The 20,415-nt window shown below is 39.8% G+C and carries 18 protein-coding genes and 2 tRNA genes; 12 read left to right on the top strand and 8 right to left on the bottom strand.

What is annotated here, in order from left to right; genetic code table 11:
* The first annotated feature begins 194 nt into the window (after nt 1-194).
* The 4 genes from serS (at nt 195) to AS219_RS02300 (ending at nt 3,971) form a co-directional block, all read left to right on the top strand.
* A complete protein-coding gene (gene serS / locus AS219_RS02315; RefSeq protein ID WP_067979571.1) occupies nt 195-1,442 on the top strand; it encodes a serine--tRNA ligase in 1,248 nt (415 codons plus the stop codon).
* Between the two features lie 632 nt (nt 1,443-2,074).
* Nucleotides 2,075-2,147: transfer RNA gene (locus AS219_RS02310), tRNA-Asn, on the top strand.
* A 79-nt stretch (nt 2,148-2,226) separates the two neighbouring features.
* The gene (locus AS219_RS02305; protein WP_067979569.1) at nt 2,227-3,393 is read left to right on the top strand and encodes an NADH-quinone oxidoreductase subunit D; all 1,167 of its coding nucleotides are present in this window, start codon (nt 2,227-2,229) and stop codon (nt 3,391-3,393) included.
* On the top strand, nt 3,390-3,971 hold the full coding sequence (locus tag AS219_RS02300; RefSeq protein ID WP_067979568.1) for a hypothetical protein: 582 nt from the start codon (nt 3,390-3,392) through the stop codon (nt 3,969-3,971). The genes AS219_RS02305 and AS219_RS02300 overlap by 4 nt, the downstream gene beginning before the upstream one ends.
* Here AS219_RS02300 and AS219_RS02295 read toward each other — a convergent pair.
* From AS219_RS02295 to murJ, 3 genes are all read right to left on the bottom strand, one after another.
* Nucleotides 3,947-4,591 carry a hypothetical protein gene (locus AS219_RS02295; RefSeq protein ID WP_067979565.1) on the bottom strand — a complete coding sequence of 215 codons (645 nt, stop codon included), beginning with the start codon at nt 4,589-4,591 and terminating at the stop codon, nt 3,947-3,949. The two genes, AS219_RS02300 and AS219_RS02295, sit on opposite strands and share 25 nt — an antisense overlap.
* A gap of 111 nt (nt 4,592-4,702) precedes the next feature.
* Nucleotides 4,703-6,097, bottom strand: coding sequence for a proton-conducting transporter membrane subunit (locus tag AS219_RS02290; protein ID WP_231861836.1), 1,395 nt, complete (start codon nt 6,095-6,097; stop codon nt 4,703-4,705).
* 303 nt (nt 6,098-6,400) lie between these two features.
* The gene (gene murJ, locus AS219_RS02285) at nt 6,401-7,906 is read right to left on the bottom strand and encodes a murein biosynthesis integral membrane protein MurJ (protein WP_067979559.1); all 1,506 of its coding nucleotides are present in this window, start codon (nt 7,904-7,906) and stop codon (nt 6,401-6,403) included.
* A gap of 405 nt (nt 7,907-8,311) precedes the next feature.
* On the opposite strand from murJ, the gene ndk reads away from it, so the two are divergent.
* From ndk to AS219_RS02255, 5 genes are all read left to right on the top strand, one after another.
* Nucleotides 8,312-8,731 (top strand): nucleoside-diphosphate kinase, encoded by a 420-nt coding sequence (ndk, locus tag AS219_RS02275; protein ID WP_067979553.1) that lies wholly within the window; start codon nt 8,312-8,314, stop codon nt 8,729-8,731.
* Between the two features lie 163 nt (nt 8,732-8,894).
* On the top strand, nt 8,895-9,497 hold the full coding sequence (locus AS219_RS02270; RefSeq protein WP_067980487.1) for a peroxiredoxin: 603 nt from the start codon (nt 8,895-8,897) through the stop codon (nt 9,495-9,497).
* Between the two features lie 6 nt (nt 9,498-9,503).
* The gene (gene trxB / locus AS219_RS02265) at nt 9,504-10,448 is read left to right on the top strand and encodes a thioredoxin-disulfide reductase (protein WP_067979550.1); all 945 of its coding nucleotides are present in this window, start codon (nt 9,504-9,506) and stop codon (nt 10,446-10,448) included.
* Between the two features lie 127 nt (nt 10,449-10,575).
* A complete protein-coding gene (locus AS219_RS02260) occupies nt 10,576-11,493 on the top strand; it encodes an RluA family pseudouridine synthase (protein ID WP_067979532.1) in 918 nt (305 codons plus the stop codon).
* A 294-nt stretch (nt 11,494-11,787) separates the two neighbouring features.
* Nucleotides 11,788-12,306 (top strand): HK97 family phage prohead protease, encoded by a 519-nt coding sequence (locus AS219_RS02255; RefSeq protein WP_067979530.1) that lies wholly within the window; start codon nt 11,788-11,790, stop codon nt 12,304-12,306.
* Between the two features lie 118 nt (nt 12,307-12,424).
* On the opposite strand, the gene AS219_RS02250 is transcribed toward AS219_RS02255, so the two are convergent.
* The 4 genes from AS219_RS02250 to AS219_RS02235 all read right to left on the bottom strand — a co-directional run bounded on the left by AS219_RS02250 (nt 12,425) and on the right by AS219_RS02235 (nt 16,327).
* A complete protein-coding gene (locus AS219_RS02250; protein ID WP_067979528.1) occupies nt 12,425-13,834 on the bottom strand; it encodes a replicative DNA helicase in 1,410 nt (469 codons plus the stop codon).
* 25 nt (nt 13,835-13,859) lie between these two features.
* A tRNA-Pro gene (locus tag AS219_RS02245) sits at nt 13,860-13,934 on the bottom strand.
* Nucleotides 13,935-14,105: 171 nt separating this feature from the next.
* Nucleotides 14,106-14,780, bottom strand: coding sequence for an SCO family protein (locus AS219_RS02240; RefSeq protein WP_231861835.1), 675 nt, complete (start codon nt 14,778-14,780; stop codon nt 14,106-14,108).
* A 227-nt stretch (nt 14,781-15,007) separates the two neighbouring features.
* The gene (locus tag AS219_RS02235; protein ID WP_231861834.1) at nt 15,008-16,327 is read right to left on the bottom strand and encodes a TldD/PmbA family protein; all 1,320 of its coding nucleotides are present in this window, start codon (nt 16,325-16,327) and stop codon (nt 15,008-15,010) included.
* Between the two features lie 260 nt (nt 16,328-16,587).
* On the opposite strand from AS219_RS02235, the gene odhB reads away from it, so the two are divergent.
* The 3 genes from odhB (at nt 16,588) to AS219_RS02220 (ending at nt 19,291) form a co-directional block, all read left to right on the top strand.
* On the top strand, nt 16,588-17,868 hold the full coding sequence (gene odhB, locus AS219_RS02230; RefSeq protein WP_067979526.1) for a 2-oxoglutarate dehydrogenase complex dihydrolipoyllysine-residue succinyltransferase: 1,281 nt from the start codon (nt 16,588-16,590) through the stop codon (nt 17,866-17,868).
* Nucleotides 17,869-18,078: 210 nt separating this feature from the next.
* The gene (gene tmk / locus AS219_RS02225; RefSeq protein WP_067979524.1) at nt 18,079-18,678 is read left to right on the top strand and encodes a dTMP kinase; all 600 of its coding nucleotides are present in this window, start codon (nt 18,079-18,081) and stop codon (nt 18,676-18,678) included.
* Complete coding sequence (locus AS219_RS02220) at nt 18,650-19,291, top strand: RlmE family RNA methyltransferase (protein WP_067979522.1); 642 nt, start codon at nt 18,650-18,652, stop codon at nt 19,289-19,291. Before tmk ends, AS219_RS02220 begins: the two co-directional genes overlap by 29 nt.
* 124 nt (nt 19,292-19,415) lie before the next feature.
* Here AS219_RS02220 and ftsY read toward each other — a convergent pair whose 3' ends face one another.
* Nucleotides 19,416-20,345, bottom strand: coding sequence for a signal recognition particle-docking protein FtsY (gene ftsY / locus AS219_RS02215; protein WP_067979519.1), 930 nt, complete (start codon nt 20,343-20,345; stop codon nt 19,416-19,418).
* Between the last annotated feature and the right edge of the window lie 70 nt (nt 20,346-20,415).

Below are 20,415 nucleotides of genomic sequence, written 5' to 3'. Positions count from 1 at the left end.
ATTGTTGAGAAAAGTTGTTTCCCATGGAAACAGCCACTTGAGTGTCTTATTCGAACTTTCCTAGTGGTTTGTTGCGGTTTTCTGAGTTCTAAGTTGTTAAAAGAAGTGCTGTGTTACTGTACATCGTATCCGAAGAGTACAAAGTGACTACGTTAAGCTGTATATTCTCATTGAGTTGCACAGACAAACGAATAATGAATGATCTCGAATATATAATCTCTAATCCGCAAGGGTTTACTGAAACAATGAAGAGGCGTGGCCTAAGGTTTGATCCTTCACCTATAGTTACGCTGTATGAAGAACGAAAAAGTTGTCTAACTTCACTTAATAACCTCCAAGCAAGCAAAAACGAATTGACGAGATCTTTTCAGCTTATTCAGCAGGACAAAAATGAGCTCTGTGAAAAGGCCAAAGTGATAGATAAGGAAATTCTGAAGGTTAAGGAGGATCTCCAAAAAATTTGTGAGCAGCTTGAATTGATGATGTTAGATTTACCTAACATTTTGGCTGAGGACGTCCCAATAGGTGAAGATGAGAGCTCTAATGTTGTAGTAAAGTCATGGGGTGTGGTTAGGGAGCTTGGGTTTGAACCCAAAGCCCATGATGAACTTGGTGTTGCTCTGGGAATATTGGATTTTTCGAACGTTGCTAAGGTTTCAGGAGCAAGGTTTTCTGGATTCATTGGCAAAGGGGCGAGATTGTTTAGAGTGCTCAAAGATTTCATGCTCGAGCACAATATAGAGCATGGTCACCGTGAATATTTTCTACCGTACCTAATAAAAGAAGATGCTATGTATAAAGCTGGGCAGTTACCGAAGTTTTCCCAAGAGTCATTTAAGGTGGATGGCGGGATGCGATTGGTTCCAACAAGCGAAGTTACTCTGCTAAACTTTGTGTCTGACCATTTTTTTGGGGAGGCTGAACTACCACTTAGGATGACTTCCTACAGTGAATGTTTCCGTTCTGAGGCAGGGAGCAGTGGCAAGGATACTAAAGGTATAATAAGGCAACATCAGTTTGGCAAGGTAGAGCTTTTGTCGGTAACAGAACCAGAAAAATCGGATGAGGAACTCGAGCGAATGCTATGCATAGCTGAGGGTCTATTACAGAAGCTGAAACTACCATACCGAGTTGTCAATTTATGTTCGGGTGATATCGGCTTCTGCGCAAAAAAAACATATGACATAGAAGTTTGGATTCCATCTCAAGGCTGTTACAGAGAGATTTCTAGTTGTTCCAACTGTGGAGATTTTCAATCTAGAAGGTTAGCAATTAAGTATAAATTCAAGAAGAAAAAGGGCTTTTTGCACACATTGAACGCGAGCTCTCTTGCTATTGGTAGAACTATCGTTGCAATTTTGGAGAATTATCAGATGCATGATGGTTCTATTGAAGTTCCAGAAGTGTTGAGAAGCAGTTTCGGTGCTGATTTTATCAGGTAGGTAAGTTGTTCGCTGTAATACTTGCTTGTGAGATGAGGAGCGCATTTTCAATTTGTTAATGTTATTGAGATGCGGCGTTCAGAGATAGCTGGGTGGTGATTTACTTTTTTTGTGGCTCCAAAGGTGGCGTCGATGCAAGTCGTATTTTCCTTTTCACGCGATTTGCAAAGCTTTGCGAGAGAAAGTACTCTCCCTGCTGAGTCTATCTAGATCCGCTTGAAATAGGGTATCTTTTTTGTGGCTCCAAAGGTGGCGTCGATGCAAGTCGTATTTTCCTTTTCACGCGATTTGCAAAGCTTTGCGAGAGAAAGTACTCTCCCTGCTGAGTCTATCAGATCCGCTTGAAATAGGGTATCTGGGATGTGTGTATGTTTCTGTCATTTTTTTTCGGTCTGCTCTTATTAGTTTTCTATACTCGCAGATCAAACGAGAGCAGTCATTTGTACTTCTTATCTGAAAAGAAGGAATTGTTTAGCTTTACAAAAATCCAGTCGAATAAAGTGCGTTTCATGTGGTTTGGATATTTGATCAGAAACGTGTTCTCACACTTATGGATGTGGAGCAAAGTCCTGAAATACGTTTTGCATTTCCTCTTGTTTCAACATGGCTTTTATAGTAGAATCCCTGGAGTTTCCTCGGTAGCTCAGTTGGTAGAGCATGTGGCTGTTAACCACAGGGTCGCTGGTTCGAGCCCGGCCCGAGGAGCGTCTGATTCTGCTGGTTTCGAGCTACGGTTGGTATCCGGGTTACACAGTGCCCTTTCTTTTTCATATTTGTATTAGGTATGACCGTAATAAAGGAGCTTAACTTTGGGCCTCAGCACCCGGCTGCGCATGGGGTGCTGCGTCTGATTATGCAGCTTGATGGAGAAACGGTTGAACGCCTTGATCCGCACATTGGTTTTTTGCACAGGGGAACTGAGAAGCTGATAGAGCATAAAACATATCTTCAGGCTTTACCGTATTTTGATAGGCTGGATTACGTTTCGCCGATGGCGCAGGAGCATGCCTATTCGCTTTGCGTGGAAAAACTGCTCGGCATTACTGTACCTCCTAGAGCACAGTATCTAAGGGTAATCTTTGTTGAGATAACCCGCATTTTGAATCACCTGTTGAACGTCACTACTCACGCACTCGATGTAGGTGCTATGAATCCCTTGTTTTGGATGTTCGAGGAGCGTGAAAAGATGCTTTCCTTCTATGAAAAGGCTTCTGGGGCGAGGTTCCATGCTGCGTATATACGTCCTGGGGGACTTGCTGCGGATATACCGGATGGTCTCGATGAGGAGATAATCTCCTTTTTAGAAAGTTTCCCACATAAGCTTGATGATGTGGCGGATGTTCTTACAGATAATCCAATTTTTAAGCAACGCTTAGTTGATATAGGTAAAGTAAGTAAAAAGGAAGCAGTTGCGCTTGGTTTCTCTGGACCAGTTTTGCGTGCTTCTGGTATACCTTGGGATCTACGCAGAAGTCAGCCATACGAGGTGTATGAGTCATTGGATTTTGCAATTCCAGTAGGAAATTGCGGTGATTCGTACGATAGATATTTGGTGAGAATGGCTGAGATGTATGAGTCAGTTAAAATTATCAAACAGTGTATAGATAGGCTTCCAGAAGGGCCAGTTGTCGTGGATGATAGGAAAATTGCCCCACCGAGTCGTGCTGAGATGAAAACTTCTATGGAGGCTCTTATTCATCACTTCAAACTTTATTCGGAGGGTTATCATGTTCCAGAGGGAGAGACGTATTTTGCAGTAGAGTCTCCGAAGGGGGAGTTTGGAGTCTACATTGTTTCTGATGGCACGAATAGACCTTATCGTTGTAGGATCCGTGCACCTGGGTTTGTTCATTTACAAGCTCTTGATACCCTTTCTCGGAAACATCTTCTTGCTGATGTACCTGCTATTCTTGGGTCCTTGGATATTGTTTTCGGTGAGGTGGATAGATGATCGATTGGTACGGCATGATTTTTGAGAGAAGCAAAAGTTTTTATTTGGTGTCTCTAGTGCTTTTTGTGTGTGCTATTGGCCTGAGTAGTTTTGCTCTATATAAACATTTTGACAAAGCTCCAGCGCTGAGGGAAAGTATACTGCTTTACAATGCTCTCAGCACAGAAAATCTGCATGATTTGAAAGGAAAACTACAGAGTATCGTGGCTGCAAAGCATCAGCCCTATGCAAGTATCGCTGCTATCCACCTTGCTAAGCTTCCACGTGAGTATTTAGATGATTCGAAGAGGAAAGAGTTGTACAACTTTGTTTGCCTCAATTCGCCTTATGTGTACATTCGTGAGTTTTCTAAGTTGAACCTCGAATTGCTCAATCGGCATGTCGAGAATCATCTTATCTATACCTCTACCTCACAGTTTTTGGATGCGGTTATACAATTTTTAGATGGTAAAGTGGATAATGCGGAGATGTCTTTAGGTAACCTAGGAGCATCTGTTGATGTGAATCTGTATCTCAGGAGCCTTTCTAATAGACTTTTAGACGCTCTTTCTTATCAGCGTTCTGTATCTGATTCGTGACCCTGTTTTTCTTCACTTGTATTCGGTGGGTTTGTATTTCTTGGAGTAGTGTTGTTACTCATTCCTTGCAGATGCTGATCTGCATGTCTGTTTTTGTGTGATGAATGCGTTGATGGTGCATCAGAAAGATAAGAGCGTGTTTCATTGAGTGTTCTACTACGCTCGTTCTCATTGTTTACGCTCTTTTTCCCTGTAGGTGTATCTTGCTTTATACGATATTGCGCACACTTATATAGTAGCTTTTTCAGTATTTGTGGTTTTAGAGTTTTCAGGTATTGTTTTCCACTTTTTCTGAGCTTTCTTATTGTTGTTTTGGCTATTTTTTTTACGCACTTCCAACTCAAATAAGGTGTAGTAAATGAAACAAGTGTATAAAAAAAGTGCTCAAGGCTGATATGTCTCTTATTGAGCCAAATCCATTTAAGGTACCCAAGTAGATAGTGAAGGCTCTCACCTGGATTCAGAATTGCATATTTAGTAGTGGAAATACTAGCTGTAAGAAATGCAATAAGTATCACACTTGAGAAAAAAAGGTATGCTACTGTCAGTATCAACTTTGGGATTAATGTAAGTAGTGCATCGATAAGATACGAAAATAAAAGTACCCTGTAAAAAAGCATCTTGTTGTTTAAGTAACCGAAATCATATAACCACCTGGTTAAATGAATATTTACAGCTACTCGGTAGAAGGTCTTGATGTTTATTTTGCTGTTGCATAAGCACTGTTGTTTTTAAAGAAGTTTGTATATAAAAAGAACGACACAGATACTTCCAGTAAAAAAATATGACAGGGCAAGCGGGTCCAATTTCTGTCTAGTCGGAGTATTCCGCGTAGTAGGGGCTACTATAGGTTCACAGAAAAATGCATTGAAGATAATCGGTAGAAAGTATCCGCAATTGAGGGCAGTGCTTATAACTAAGGTGACAATGAGTATGTAGTTACATTGTGCCAATGCCTCTGATAAAATGTCGGCCTTGCATAGAAGAGTTGCAGTAGGTGGGAGTCCTATCATTGTAAGTGCTCCTATTGAAAATGAGGACATCGCCACAGGCATCTCTCTTCCTATTCCATGAAGTTGTTTTGTGCTTGTCTTCCCGGTTCTTGCGTATATAGCTCCTGCAGTAAAAAAAAGGGTTATTTTTGCAAAGGCATGTAGAACCATATATAAAATCGCGTAATGGAATGCGTTTTCAGTGAATATACTTAAAGTAATTCCAATATACGAGAGTTGACTCACAGTAGAATAAGCTAAGATTTCCTTCAGGGAGTGTTTTTTCAGCGCAACGACAGATGCGAAGATAATTGTAAAGGCATAAATACAAGTTATTGGTGTCATGAGAATCACATTTGCTGGGTCGGATATTATGAAAACGTATTTCGTCACCTTCAGCATGCAAAATATTCCAGCTTTGACAACTGCAACGGCGTGTAACAGCGCGCTTACAGGAGTTGGTGCAACCATTGCTTTTGGTAACCAACCATGTAAAGGAAAGATGGCAGTTTTTGCTGTTCCGTACGCGAACATCAAGAATAATGCTAGCCTTGGGAGCCCAACAATGCTGATATGTAAGCTTTCATCAAAGGTGAAACTGCCGGTAATTTTGTATGTTATGAGAATTGCAGGTAGTAGTAATCCGACTGATGGAAGAACTAAATAAGCTAGGTAGATTCGTGCAGCTCTGAGGCTATTTTCTGTGTTGTCATGCTTTACAAGTGTGTAGGTCGCGAGGGTGAGTAGCTCATAGAAAATAAACATTGTCAGCAAGTTTCCTGAGAATGCTAAAAGCATAGTAATGGCAAGTGAAAGGTGAATCCGCGCGAAAAATCTAGCCTTTCTTTTTCCTTTGATTGCATACATATAACTGATTGCGTATATTGTCGCTGGTATGCTAAGTAGCGAGCATAAAAGGGCAAACATCAGTGTAATTTTGTCCAACCCGAAGGTTATTCCTACGTGACGTGTGACTTGAAATACTTCAACAATAAGTGGCTTACCTTTCATTGCTAGCACTGCTGCTGCAATAAAACTTAATATCGCGGTGAGGGTGCTAATTGTATAATAAAAAACGGGCTTCTGGCGTCCTGCTGTGGAATATAGCAAAAATGCGAACAAGTGTGCCAGCACAGCAACCCATAAAAAACACGATTCGCTCATTTCTCGCTTGTAACTTATCTATTTGTTTAAGCATATGGAAATTTTGTGAATTGCCTACTGTAAGGTAGGTTTTGTGTAAAGAGCAAATAAGATTATGTGGCGAAATTACCACAAATAGAAAAGGTTATGTAGCACATTTTTGAACGATTGACAGTTTTGTTGTTCCCTTATAATGCTGTTCACTTTGTTTGAAGTTATTCTGTTGCTTTTTAGTCCGTAGTTTCAAAGCGTTCTTTGGTAATGGATGTAGGCGAAATGATTGTGTTCAATAAATCACTTTCCTTTGCATGCAATTTTTTTAAGCCGCGAAAGCGAAAAATAGTAGATGAATATGCTTGATGTACAGACGATTACTAAAGAAGCCAGCCTTAGCGGATAGATTGTTGATATGCCCGGATGGCTCTCTATGAATGCTTCGCAAATCTGTATGAAGAAAATTGTTATAGAAGCCGGAAGAAAAATCGTAGTTAGTAAATATGGAATTTTCTCCCTCAGGATAAATATTTGCTTTCTCCTTAAGTAAAGGACGATTAAAAGCGTATTTAGCCATGTTGAGGTACACAAGGCTATTCCTATTCCAATATACGAATAGTACGGTACTAGGAGTATGTTCATAATGGTGTTTAAAACCACTGAAGCAATTATAAAGCTCATTGGAGCTCTTAGTTTATTAAGAGCAAGAAATGGTTCTAAGAAGATTTTATTCAAAAGATGTGCCGGAATAGCAAAAGCAAGTATCTGTAACAGATGCGTCGTGTATTTTGCAGATTGAATGTCAAATTTTCCTCTAAGTAAAAACAATGATGTAGTAATATGTTCTGCCATGAAAACTAATATGATTGTCACGAGGATGCATGTGGCAATCCTCGTTTTAAAGGTTTTATTCTGTATTTCTAGTAGTTCCTTGATATTTTGTGTGCGTACTGAGGAGTAAGTTATTTTCTGAAGTGATGTATTTGTGAGAATGAAAAACAGCTGAATTATTCCCTCTGCGTAACATAGCGAGGAGATTGCTTGTGGAATCTTACTGGCAAAAAAAATGCCAACTAAAGCATTTATTTGATGTGCTTCTGATGCAAGTGCTGAGGGGATAAAGCATTTGAAAAAGCTCCTTACATTCTTACTCAGTGAAAATTGTTTAAAAACGGGGATGAGATCACTTTTTTCAAGTTGATATAAAAAGATAAGCATCTGTATCATCCCGGATAATGCGATAGCACAGCCCATATTGTGTAAGAGAAGGACATTATTGTTCCCTGTGAAAAGGATTACTGAAATTAAGATGGTATTTGTTATAAGCGTGTATAGGGTTATGAAGGGAAAATTTCTTCGTGCACATAGCATTGAGTGGTAAAGTGACGTAAGCGGGATAAAAAGAATGAGTGGAAAGGCAATTTTCGCAGTTGTAATAAAGGCATCTCTTACAGAAGAAGAAAGCATTCCTGGCATCAAACAAAACAAAACTTTCTCTGTAAATATCTCTATAGCTATAAATAGAACAGCTCCTATGAAAGCAAGTATCAATTGAATTTCATGTGAAAATTGCAATGCTGAATTACGATCCTCTTTCAAGAGCTGCGAAAAGATCGGAGAAAAAACTGTAGAGAAAACACCATTTGCAAATAGAGAGGTTGTTAGACTTAGGATTTTTGATATTCCAAAGAAAGCATCTGCAAGAAGTGAAGTTCCCAAGACTACTGCGATGAGCATATCCCTAATCAAGTGCAAGGCCTTCGATAGGAAAATTACAATACCTGGAATTGAAAAATATTTTCTCATAATTTATTTTGAGTGGACGAAAATCTTTTTTCAAAAGAAAGAAGATAACGTACGTAGGAAATTGTTCAATTTTCTTTTGTCCTTTTAACAGGCGAACTTTTTAAGAAAAAGGTGATGAACTATTTCTTTATCTCTGTACACAAAAATATGTGTAGCATTTGATATGTTAAATTACACTACTGTTGCATTGAGGCCAGTTTTGTTGCAAGATACGCTGGTATGCGCATATGTTTTGCGTGTTCCAGCGGGTGTTTTTGTACAAATTCATCTAATTCTTCGATGCGCGATTGATGGTTTAGTAGAGTATCGCGAGTAAAGTATAGTAGTGTACAAAAGTGTTGTGGGTTTCTTGATTCATCAGGCCCGACCCCTTTGGTTGTCAAAAAGAGCGTTTTAGCACTAGTTATGAAAAAAACTTTGTCCATTCTCAAGCCAGACGTTATTTCCAGGAATATAATAGGTGAGGTTAATGCCCGTATTGAGGCTGCGGGTCTACAGATCATCGCGATGAAGCAACTTCATCTGACGCGTGCGCAGGCCGAAGCTTTTTATGTGATCCATAAGGGTAGGCCTTTTTTCGATGACCTGGTTAACTTTATGACATCTGCTCCTGTTGTGGTTCAAGTATTATCTGGAGATGATGCAGTTAATCGCTATAGAGAGCTTATGGGCGAGACAGATCCAAAGAAGGCTGCAAAGGGAACAATTCGTGGTGACTTTGCTGACAGTATAGATGTAAACTGCGTTCACGGCTCGGACAGTGAGGAGAATGCTGAAGCTGAAATTGCATTCTTTTTTAGTCGGTGCGAGATCTTCGAAAGGTGATATCACGATTGTTCTGAGTGATATTTCTATTTTGAGTGCAATGTGTTGAGTGCAATGTGGTGTGCGTCCGCATTACTACTGTGTGAAACAAAAAACTTTTGGGATACTTTAAGCCTCATTGTAAATGGTATACAATCCACTTCTTATAGGTGGTCTTATTGATATGTCTACTTTAGTTGGTAAGAAAGCGTTTGATTTCACAGCAAAAGCTGTACTCAAGAATGGTTCCTTTTGTGATGATTTCAATCTTCAGCGTGAATTGTCTGGTAAATATGGGGTGCTATTCTTTTATCCATTGGATTTTACTTTTGTCTGTCCAACAGAAATTATTGCTTTCAGTAATAGGATTCCTGCGTTTATCGAGAGAAACGCGGTTGTCATAGGTGTTAGCGTTGATTCTCATTTTTCGCACTTTGCATGGCGCAGCCTACCTGTAAAAGATGGGGGAATAGGGAGTATTGGTTACACTCTGGTTTCAGACATAACTAAGTCTATTTCCCGTGACTACCAAGTTTTGCTAGACGATGCAGTTGCTCTTCGTGGTACATTTATTATAGATCCAAATTTTGTTATCAGAGTTGCTCATGTTAATGACCTGAACGTGGGGCGGAACGTAGATGAGGTTCTTCGTACTTTGGATGCGCTCAAGTATAGTGACGAAAATGGTGAGGTCTGTCCGGCAGGTTGGAGCAAGGGCAAGGAAGCGATAAAGGCAACGCATGAGAGTGTTTCTGATTATCTGGCTTCCAATAGGGATGAGCTTTGAGTAGAGATGCGTGATGTTCTTGAAAGCGATGTATTAATAATCGGGTCTGGTCCAGCCGGATGTACGGCTGGAATATATGCGGCACGTGCATCAGTTAATGTCATTGTCGTCAGCGGAAACGAATCAGGCGGGCAACTTAGCACAACAACTGAAGTCGAAAATTATCCGGGTTTTGCTTTACCCGTACAAGGACCTTGGCTCATGGAGCAAATGCAGCAGCAAGCTACGAATGTTGGGTGCCGTTTTGTTAATGATCACATCTCACAAATCGAGGCTCCATACACTTCTCCATTTATTCTTCGGGGGGAGAGCGGAAATCAATATCGTGCTAGAAGTATTATAGTCGCGACTGGTGCGCAGGCTAAGTGGCTCGGTCTCGAAAGCGAAAAGAAATACCAGGGTTATGGTGTTTCTGGATGTGCGACGTGTGATGGCTTTTTTTTTCGCGATCAGGACGTACTTGTTGTTGGTGGGGGAAATACCGCTGTAGAAGAGGCACTCTATCTTACAAGGCATGCTAAAAAGGTTTACCTACTTCACCGTAGGGACCGTCTTAGAGCAGAGGCTGTTCTCCAGGAGCGCCTTTTTGCAAATGCAAAGGTAGAGTTAATTTGGAATTCTGTTCTTGATGAAGTCCTTGGACGCGATTCGCCACCTGAGGTAACGGGTGTGCGTGTCCGCTCATTGATAGATGGTGCTTTTAAGGAGATACCTGTTTCTGGAGTATTTGTTGCCATTGGTCATGCACCAAATACCGCACTGTTCAGTGGTATTCTAGAAATGGATTCTGTTGGGTACATCAAGACGTCCGGTTCAGATACTTCCACTAGTGTGTCCGGTATTTTTGCATGTGGCGATGTTCAGGACCCCATCTATAGACAAGCTGTTACCGCAGCTGGCACCGGTTGTATGGCTGCCATTGATGCCATAAAGTTTCTCGACTGCGTATAGTTTTGTGTCCCTTGTGCATTAACTTGTAAGGTATGTATGCAAGCCGTGGAGCCATGTCTATGTTTTTGTCTTTAGCGTGTCTGCTTTTTGAGTAGCATTGTAGTCCTTTGGGTGGTAATTCAGTTTGGTGAAAAGTTTTATTGTCGAAAATGATTGTCGACGATTAGATAAATATCTAAGAAGTGTATTCGGTCCGTTTCCTCAGTCTGCGCTTCAAAAAGCATTGAGAAAGAAAGCAGTCAAGCTCAATGATACTGTGGTTAAAGCTTCTGCTGCTGTTTTAAAAGGCGATTCACTGACTCTTAGTGCTAATTTTCTGCAAATTTTATCTTCACCCAGAGAAATACCAGGTGATAACCCAAATGTAGTTGATGGTAAGTTTGTCGAGTTTATTGCGTCACGTGTGTTATACGAGGACGAAAATGTATTAGCCATAGATAAGCCATTTGGATTTCCTGTTCAGTCAGGTCGCGGGATTACAGCAAGCATAGATAATGCAATGAAATCTATCAATCCTGAATATCGTGTTGTTCATAGGCTTGATAAATATACTACTGGCGTACTTATATTCGCAAAGACGGTGGATGCAGCTAGAGAGTTATGGCGATTGTTCTCGAATAGGCTCGTCAAAAAAAGGTACCTTGCTATAGTGATCGGGGAGTTGAAAGAAAAAAGAGGTGAAGTTGATTGCTACATAAACAAAGTCCTTTTTAAGGGTGAAGAAGTGATGCAGTGCAACAATATTGGCAAAGGTGAACATGCTATTACACAGTTTCGCGTGATCGAAAAATTCAAAAATGCATCACTAGTGGAACTCTTTCCTTTAACTGGAAGAAAACACCAAATTAGAAGCCAAATGGCAAGTATTGGGCATCCGGTATTGAATGATGGAAAATATGGAAGAAGAGAAGCATTCTTAGGGTGCTCTGTGAATAAGAAACTATGTCTCCATGCATGCGAGATAGAGTTTGAAATTTTTGGAAAAGTTATCAAAGTAACCGCAGAGCTGCCAGTTCATTTTGCCGAAAATCTCACGACAATGTGACACATATATATGTCGTATTCGTATATTTGGAGATCTTCACTTAAAACACCTTTTATGGTAGTTGACCCTGAAAGGATCCCATAACGGGTAAGCATTCTTCACGGCGTGCGTAGAGCAATAACAATATCGCGCAAAAATAGAGTGGAAACGTCCGTTGTAAGCGCGCACTTCTATGAAAGCGGTTATGCATAACGACGATGCTAATCGCAATCTACAGGAATACGATTCACGTGATTTGCTTACCTTGAGAAAGTTCTTCAATTAAAATGATGCTTTTCTTATACACGCGCAATTGTGATTGAAAAAAAAGTTATTTTCGACATTGATACAAAGAACCTCAACGAAGAAGGTGTTTTTTATGGTTACGCTAGTGTCTTTGATGTAGTTGATGAACAAGGAGATATTATCAGTGGTGGTGCTTTTGACTTGACGAAGTGTGTACCACTTTTGTGGCAGCACAGGCAAGATCAGCCTATTGGGAAAGTTCTTGAAATGCAGGAAACTGAGAAAGGACTTTATTTAAAAGGTCATATAATTATGGAGGTAAATCAGGGGTATGAAGCGTACAAGTTACTCAAGGCAGGAGTACTGAACGGACTGTCAATTGGATACATACCACAAAAATATAAGATGGATAAGCACACGGGAGCGAGGATTATAACGGCTGTGAAACTCATGGAGGTAAGTCTTGTGACGTTCCCGGCAAACAAGTATGCAAGGGTAAGCTCTGTGAAAAGTCGACATGACGGGCATCAGTTGCTAAAGGCAAGATTAGTAAGACTAATAGAAACAACAAGAAATAAATTTGCCTAAAACGTCGTTATTGTCTCCACATGTCGCTCTTTTGGCTTTACGCTTTATGCTTTTAAGCAAGTGAACTCTTCAAGAAGTGTTTATGAGGGAACACAAAAAGGTGTATCAACAATGTCTGTCAATTATCCGAAAAAAGCGCTAGATCATCAAAAACTGTAGTTGACTGATCGAAGAAAAGTAGGGCGGTCCCAACTGGACCGTTCCTTTGTTTTGCTATTATTATCTCGGCTTTGTTTCTTACTTCATCCATCTTGAATTGCCAATTCTCATAATTTTCATCATCACTTGGAGGTTGTTTGCGCATCATATAGTAGGCTTCGCGAAAAACAAACATTACAACGTCTGCGTCTTGTTCTATTGAGCCCGACTCTCTCAAGTCAGAAAGTTGCGGACGCTTGTCTTCTCTCTGTTCAACCAGGCGAGAGAGCTGCGATAGGGCAATAATCGGCACATTGAGTTCCTTAGCGATTAATTTTAGTCCCTTGGTGATTTCGGAGACTTCTTGTACTCTATTGAACTCCGTACCTTTAGAGCCTCTCAAAAGTTGTAAATAATCTACGAAGACAGCTCCAAGTTTTGCCTTTCTATGCAGTCTGCGTAATTTTGTGCGCAGTGCTGAAATTGATACAGAAGCAGTATCATCTATGAAAAGGGGTAACTCCGATAACTCTTTGCTACTTTCAATAACTTTCTTCAGTGATTCTTCAGAAAACTTTTTACCTGTTCTAATACTGAATGCATCGACTCCGGAATGCACAGATAGCATTCTAGAAGCAATTTGATCAGCTGACATTTCTAAAGAGAAAAAGCACGCCGACATTCCTTGTTTCTGTAGCTCTCTAGTTACCCTCAGAGCCATACTTATGGCTAAAGATGTCTTACCCATAGATGGACGTCCTGCGATTATTAAGAGGTCTGAATTTTGCAGCCCGCCTAAAAGGTTATCTATGTCTCTGAAACCAGTGGAAGTATTCTGAAACGGAGCCTTTGCTTTAAAAGTAATTTTTGCTCGTTCGACTGCGATTTCAATCGGTTTAGAAATATGTAAGCAGGATGGATCAAGTTCACCTGAGCTTGCAAGTTGAAACAAAGAACGTTCAGCTTCTTCTATCTGCTCATTTGTGGTTGTACTGCTCTGTTCACCTGTGGCACTAGAAATCATTTTTTGTGCCAAAATGATTAATTGTCTTCTTATATAAAGCTCTTGTATCACACGTGCCAAGCTTGATACGTCCACTACGATACTGGCTTTTTCAATGATATTGAGCAGATATTCTTGACCACCAATGGCGCTCAATTCATTACTCGATTCGAGATAATTCTTTAGTGTTACAGGATTGGCGACAAGTTCTTTTGATCTAAGATGAAGCACAATTTCAAAGATCTTTCTATGTACTGGAGCATAAAAAGAAGATGATGAAATGACCTCTTCTATTTCGTCGCAAGCATCATTGTTAGTGAGTAGAGCGCCGAGTATAAGCTGTTCTGCTTCAATATTGTTAGGAAGTTCAGCGGAAAGATTACTCAATGCTTCTCAATAATACAGAAAAGTGTCGGAGTGGAGGGATTCGAACCCCCGACCTCTTGGTCCCAAACCAAGCACACTAACCAGGCTGTGCTACACTCCGCACACAGCTCGAGATTCTAAATCAAAGCTTATTTATAGTCAATTCAGTAGCTCGTACATTAATTTCATCGACCAATTCAAAAACCCAGTTATTGGAAGGATGAAATGGATAACTGTGTCACACATAGAAGTTCAACTAGCTATGTAACCACTTTAACTATGCCTGAGTGAATCATTTAGTATAGTGACTCACAAATGCAAGTAGTTCATCCTCGCTACGAGGTGATATATGACTGATATAACGACCATCTAATCCCATGAGATAGATAAGGGCTGAATGATTAAATTTTTCAGGATCTTCATCTGCTGCCACATAAACTTTGTAGTCACTGACAACTTTTTCTATCATGTCATTTGTGCCTGTAAGCATGAGTATTCGCTTATGAAACGACTGACTGAATTTGTTTAGCGCTTCCACTGTATCGTTTGTGGGATCTAGAGTAATAAAAAGTGCTTGAAGTTTTGGAAACGCATCAAGCGTTTTTTCCAGAAGAGCTAATTGTCCAGGACAAATGTGTGGGCATCTACTAAAGCCAAAAAGTACGAGGGTGTATTTTCCTTTTAGTATATCACTTCTGACTTGATGGCCATTCTGGTCAGTTAGTTTGAAAGTTCCACCTATTTCTATTTGTGAGGTCGTAATTTCTTTTGTGAATGCTTTTGCTTGATATGAGGTTCCCAGAAGCAGGGTAAAGCTCAGCAATTTAAAAATAAAGTCGATTTTACTGCTCATTTTTTTATTGTCATACGTATGTAGATTATTTCTTTTATAGCTGAGATTTTTCTCAAAGTAAAAAAATATTGGCAGTATTGATAATACAGGTGAAAAGGGGCTTTGTTTGAGCATGTTAAAGTAATGCATTAAAGCATTATCGCATGAATCTTCACGATTAAAGTGTTGCTTTAATTATGAGGATAAATATCCCTGAGAGATCAAGCTCTCCAAGCATCGGGATATCGAATAGTCTCAACTAGAAAGTAAAGATAAAACCCCATTTGTAAATGGGGTTTTAAAAGACCTACTTTAAAATAGGGTTTTAAAAGGCCTATTTTAAAGTAGTAGATGCTTTTATTTCATGTTCCACTGATGGACATAAACCCAAGATACAGTGAAGGTGAATTTGCTCTACCAAAAAACTTTATATTATCGGCCGCGATAATTTCTTTAAAAATATCTTTTAGTTGCCCAGCAATGGTAATCTCGCTCACAGGAAAGGAAAGTTCCCCATTTTCAATCCATAGTCCTTGGACTCCTTGGCTATAGTCACCAGTTATTGGGTTGACCCCACAGCTAAATAAACCTGTTACGTACAATCCTTCTTTGATTTTACTTATCAGCTCCTTTTCAGAATATGTATCGCTACTTTCTAAGTAGACGTTTGTTGTTGAAGGAAAGATACTTCCGCTCAAGGTGCGTTTCGCAAAACCGTTTGCTTTCAAGCCGAGCTTGTTGGCGTTGTACTGATCGAGTATCCAGTTTTTCAATATACCTCTTTCTATTAATGGAAGGCGCTTAGTCGTGCAGTTTCCCTCATCATCAAAGGCTGCTGTCTCGATTTTACAGTTTGTGCCTTCTGGGTTATTCAATACGCTTATACTACGTGGAAGTATTTCCTTACCCATCTCGTCTTTTAAGAAAGTTGCTGATTGGATAACAGACTTACCACTTAGAAAGCTGTTAAAATTGTCGAGGAAACTCGAAGCGCACCTTGCATCGAATATTACTTCTCGTTTGCATGTCGGTACTTTTCGTGGTCTTAGACCTTCTATAGCTCTTTTTTCTGCTTCAGCTGCTAAGTCCGTTGGGATGAGGTCCTGAAGTGAGTTGCTTGTAATATATGAGTAGCCTGAATTCAGGTTGCCTTCATTTTCTGCAACTACGCTTACTACGGCAGAGAATAGTTGATTTTCGAAGGTTCCAAAAAACCCATTTGTATTTGCGACTATCTTTTTTATAATTTTCTTCCCAAATTCAATGGTCTCTGTGGTTTTTAGCTTCCCATTTGAGTGAGCTATTTGCTCAGTTTCGATTGCCAACTCCTTTAATTTATCGGGAAAATTGTAGTCAGTATGGGTGCTATGAATATCATCGATCACTGCTACGTTTTTTGGTAGTGAAACATATTCGTCTTCTGGAATATGTGCTAATACATCGTATGCTTGCGAAATTAATCGTCGTATGTCTGCAGAAGGATCACATCTTACAGAAGTTGTCTTTTTATCTTTTATTAGTCTAAACGTAACGCTCGAAAATAAAGATTCCTCCAGTTTTTCTATCTCGAAGTTTCTTGCATTTACAGTTGTGTTTTGGGTTTGAGTTACTAACAAATCTGCTTGGCAGTTTCGTTTTTGCGCTTCGCTTAGTATGAGTTCTATACAATTCATAACCTTCATTTTGGTATTTTTGAGATCTTAAGTATCTTGCCTGCAATTCTCAATGCGTCACTATTACATATGCTGATGTTTTATAGGTTTTATTACATTTATAATGTTCAATGGGCAGCATTACCAATGTAATAATTTTGCTCCCTCCATCACTTATGTAATGTGGAAATGAAAATGAAAATAGTAAAAGCTATGTCCATTCAGATAGAGTGGGTTTATAATTGAACACGAGTCCTGGTATAGACATTTAAATTTGTACTAACTAAACCATGAAAAAAGTTCTCGTCCCAAGAATGGGTGAATCGATTGCGGAAGCATCCGTTGTGAAAATTACTAAAAATATTGGTGACTCTGTAAGAGAGGACGAGTTACTTTTTGAGCTTGAAACGGATAAAGCCGCTGTAGAGGTATCTGCTCCTGTTTCTGGAGTCCTAAGCAAAATCAATGTTGAGGTAGGTCAAGCAGTAAAAGTAGACGATGTGCTTGGGTTGATTGATGAAAATATTATTGTTCCCAAGGGTGGTGGCCCAGTTTTATCCCGGATTGATGGTGGTAGTGTTGTTCCACCGTCTGTTGCCATTGCAGGTGGAATAGGAGTGGGCGTAGACATAGGAAAGAGTATTTCATCAATAGAATCTTCTGAGCCGCTATATACAAGACAGGATGCGCCATCTGCACGGATTCTGATGGAAGAGAAGTTGTTATCTCCAAGTGATATTGTTGGTACGGGAAAAGATAATAGGATAAGGAAAGTTGATGTACTAAGTCGACTGTTTTCTGGCGATCCGGTCCAAAAACAAGGTTCAGAATCAGAGCAACTCGCGGTTGCTGGTAGTGCTATGGGTCCTAAATTTCCCGAAAGGATCGTGCCGATGTCTAAATTAAGACAAAGAATCGCGTCAAGGTTGAAAGAATCGCAAAATACAGCTGCAATTTTAACGACTTTTAATGAAGTAGACATGGAGAATGTCATTCAAATAAGAAAGCGTCATAAAGACTTATTTGAGAAGGCCCATGGCTTAAAACTTGGTTTTATGTCGTTTTTTGTACAGGCTGTTATTTGTGGGCTTGAGGCTTTTCCGGAAATTAACGCTGAAATTCGTGGAAAGGAAATAATTTATAAGGATTACTATAACATCGGGGTTGCTGTTGGCACAAAGAATGGGCTCGTTGTGCCAGTAATAAAAAATGCACAGAATCTCTCCTTCGCAGAAATTGAAAGACAAATACTTGAATATGGAAAAAAAGCCAGAGACGGCAAAATAGAGCCAGATGATATGCAGGGCGGTACTTTTACGATTTCTAATGGCGGTATTTATGGTTCGCTCATGTCAACGCCGATTATTAATCCTCCGCAATCTGGCATACTTGGGATGCATGCGATAAAAGAAAGGCCTGTTGTTGTTGATGGTGCGATTGTTGTGAGGCCGATGATGTACCTTGCTCTTTCTTACGACCACCGTATAGTTGATGGTAGGGAGGCGGTTAGCTTCCTTGTTCGCGTGAAAGAGTGTTTGGAAAATCCTGAGAGGTTGTTGCTCAAGATCTAGTGGTGTTTCCAACGGTGGTTCAAGTTGTACTTGAGCTTTTTCCTCGGAAGGGTTTGTTTTAGTTTGGTTACTTGGCTATATTCCGTTTTCTTGGGAAAGGTAGGGTTTCTTAGCTGCACCAAGACTTTGGATGTAGTATGCGAGAGTGTCCCCTTCTAGAAGTGTGTGCTCAAGGAGATTTGTTTTCTTGTGTGAATTTATACTAGTGGTGTGTTTATAGTATTCGAAGGGATTGACGGGTCTGGTAAGAGTACACAAGTTAAACTTCTAAGTAAGTTTCTTACGAAGAATGGTTATGCTTGTGTTGTAACTAGGGAACCTGGTGGTACCCCATTTGCCGAAAGTTTGAGGCCTATGATACTCCATGATCTTATGGAGACTATGTCGCGGTTGTTACTTATAGTCAGCGCACGTGTTGATCATTGCAATAAGGTGATACTGCCAGCGCTGAAAGAAGGTAAGATTGTCATTTGCGACAGGTTCATTTATTCGACTTTAGCATATCAGGGATATGGGGAGAAAATTGACCTCCAGACAATTTTAAATTTGCACAGGCTTTCCGGCTGTCTAGTTGAACCTGATTTAACGTTCCTTCTTTTTGGATCTGGTCGTAAAAAATTAGGTCGTGATAATTTTGAAAGTATGTCCGAAGAGTGCCTTTTGGAAATATGTATGGGATACGAGAAGATTGCGCATACATATTCGAATGTTCATACTATTAAACGCATGGGAGTAGGGCGTACGAGTAATGAGATTATTAGGATAGTGCAAGGCAAAATAGGTGAAAAACAAACTTCGTCGTGTAAGTAGACGCACTGCTTCTTCAAGTCGGTGGCTTTATAGGCACGTTAATGATCCTTTTGTTAAAAAGGCAAAAATTGAGCAATATAGGTCGAGAGCGGCGTATAAACTTCTGGAGATAAATAAGAAGTTTAATCTCATTCAAGAAGGTTCAGTTGTGCTTGATCTTGGAAGTGCACCTGGTGGTTGGAGTCAAGTAATCGCAAATACTTTGAATGGTACCGGTCGTGTAATTGCAGTTGATTTAGCTGATATGGACCCCATTCCTGGGGTTGAGGTCGTAAAATTGGATATAGAGTTGCAGTGTAAAGAGTTGTATGAATACATTGGTGGTGTTGAGTTAGATGTTATTGTTTCGGATCTTGCACCAAGCACTTCTGGAAGCAGGGCTACAGATAGTATTTCATCTATAAGATTGGCTGAGCTAGTTCTTCAGTATGCAAAAAGCAGTTTGAAGAAGTGTGGTGCAGTAGTAATCAAGATTCTTAGAGGTAGTGAAGACGAATATAGATTTGTTGATTTATTAAAGAGAGAGTTTAAAAAAGTCGAGTATTTTAAACCGGATGCCAGTAGGAAGGCTTCTCGGGAAATATACCTTATTTTACTTAGTAAGCTTACTTAGCCTGTCTCTATATAAGTGAAATGTCTTTTTTAATGGGTAAAATGGGATTCCTACTATTCGATTGCGGGCCACAAAAATCTATAGATTTTTTTTTTGCAACCCCGCTTTGTGGTAACAAATTTTTTCAAGACGCAGTCTTTACTTCAAGCAAAGCATCTACAAACTCTGAAGGAGAGAATTCTTCCAGATCAGTGATTTTTTCTCCTGTTCCAATAAAGTATATACCAAGGTTAGGATACTTCTCGGCTATAGCCACAATTACTCCTCCTTTGGACGTGCCGTCTAGCTTTGTCACGACCAATCCAGTGAGATTAACCGCATCTTTAAAAACTTGCACTTGATTGAGAGCATTTTGCCCAGTACTAGCGTCCAGAGCTAGTATGACCTCGTTAGGTGCTGAGGGCACAAGCTTCGAAAGTACCCTGCATATTTTTTTAAGTTCTTCCATGAGGTCATTCTGTGTGTGTAACCTGCCGGAAGTATCTATTATGAGCACATCAACTTTATCTTCTAGAGCTTTTTCTAAGGCTTTATAAGCAGTACTAGAGGCATTTTTACTTGTCTCACTTGAGAAAAACGTTGCAGATGCTCGCTCCGCCCAGAAACGCAGTTGTTCTATTGCGGCTGCTCTGAAAAGATCGCATGCAGCAATCATGACTGTTTTATTCTCTTTGATAAATTTATATGCCAATTTCCCTATAGTGGTCGTCTTACCATTGCCATTCACACCACAAAAGACGATTACTTGTGGTCCAATCTGTGGGAAAGTTAATTTTTTTGAGGTGGGGTCGAGTACTTTTTTTATCTGTTCGTGTGTAACTCTTTTCACTTGTTCAAGTGACTCGCCATCTCTTACCTTAATTTTTTTGACTGCTTTAATGATTCTCTCTGTCACAGTAGGACCAATATCAGCGGAAAGAAGTAATTCTTCCAACTCTTCAATGGTGGATTCAGTTATTTTCTCTTTTGTAAAAATATTATCAATTCCACTTGATAAGTAATCTCTACTCTTTGTGATTGAGTTTCTAATTGATGAAAAGACACTCTTGAACACGGTTATAACTTTAATTTACTTTATGAAACTTCACTCTAACATAGAAACTTCTGCATAAGGATATTTTTTT

It is taken from the genome of Neorickettsia sp. 179522 (assembly GCF_001593535.1).
Classification (GTDB): Bacteria; Pseudomonadota; Alphaproteobacteria; order Rickettsiales; family Anaplasmataceae; genus Neorickettsia; species Neorickettsia findlayensis.
This window is presented reverse-complemented; position numbering and strand designations above follow the sequence as displayed.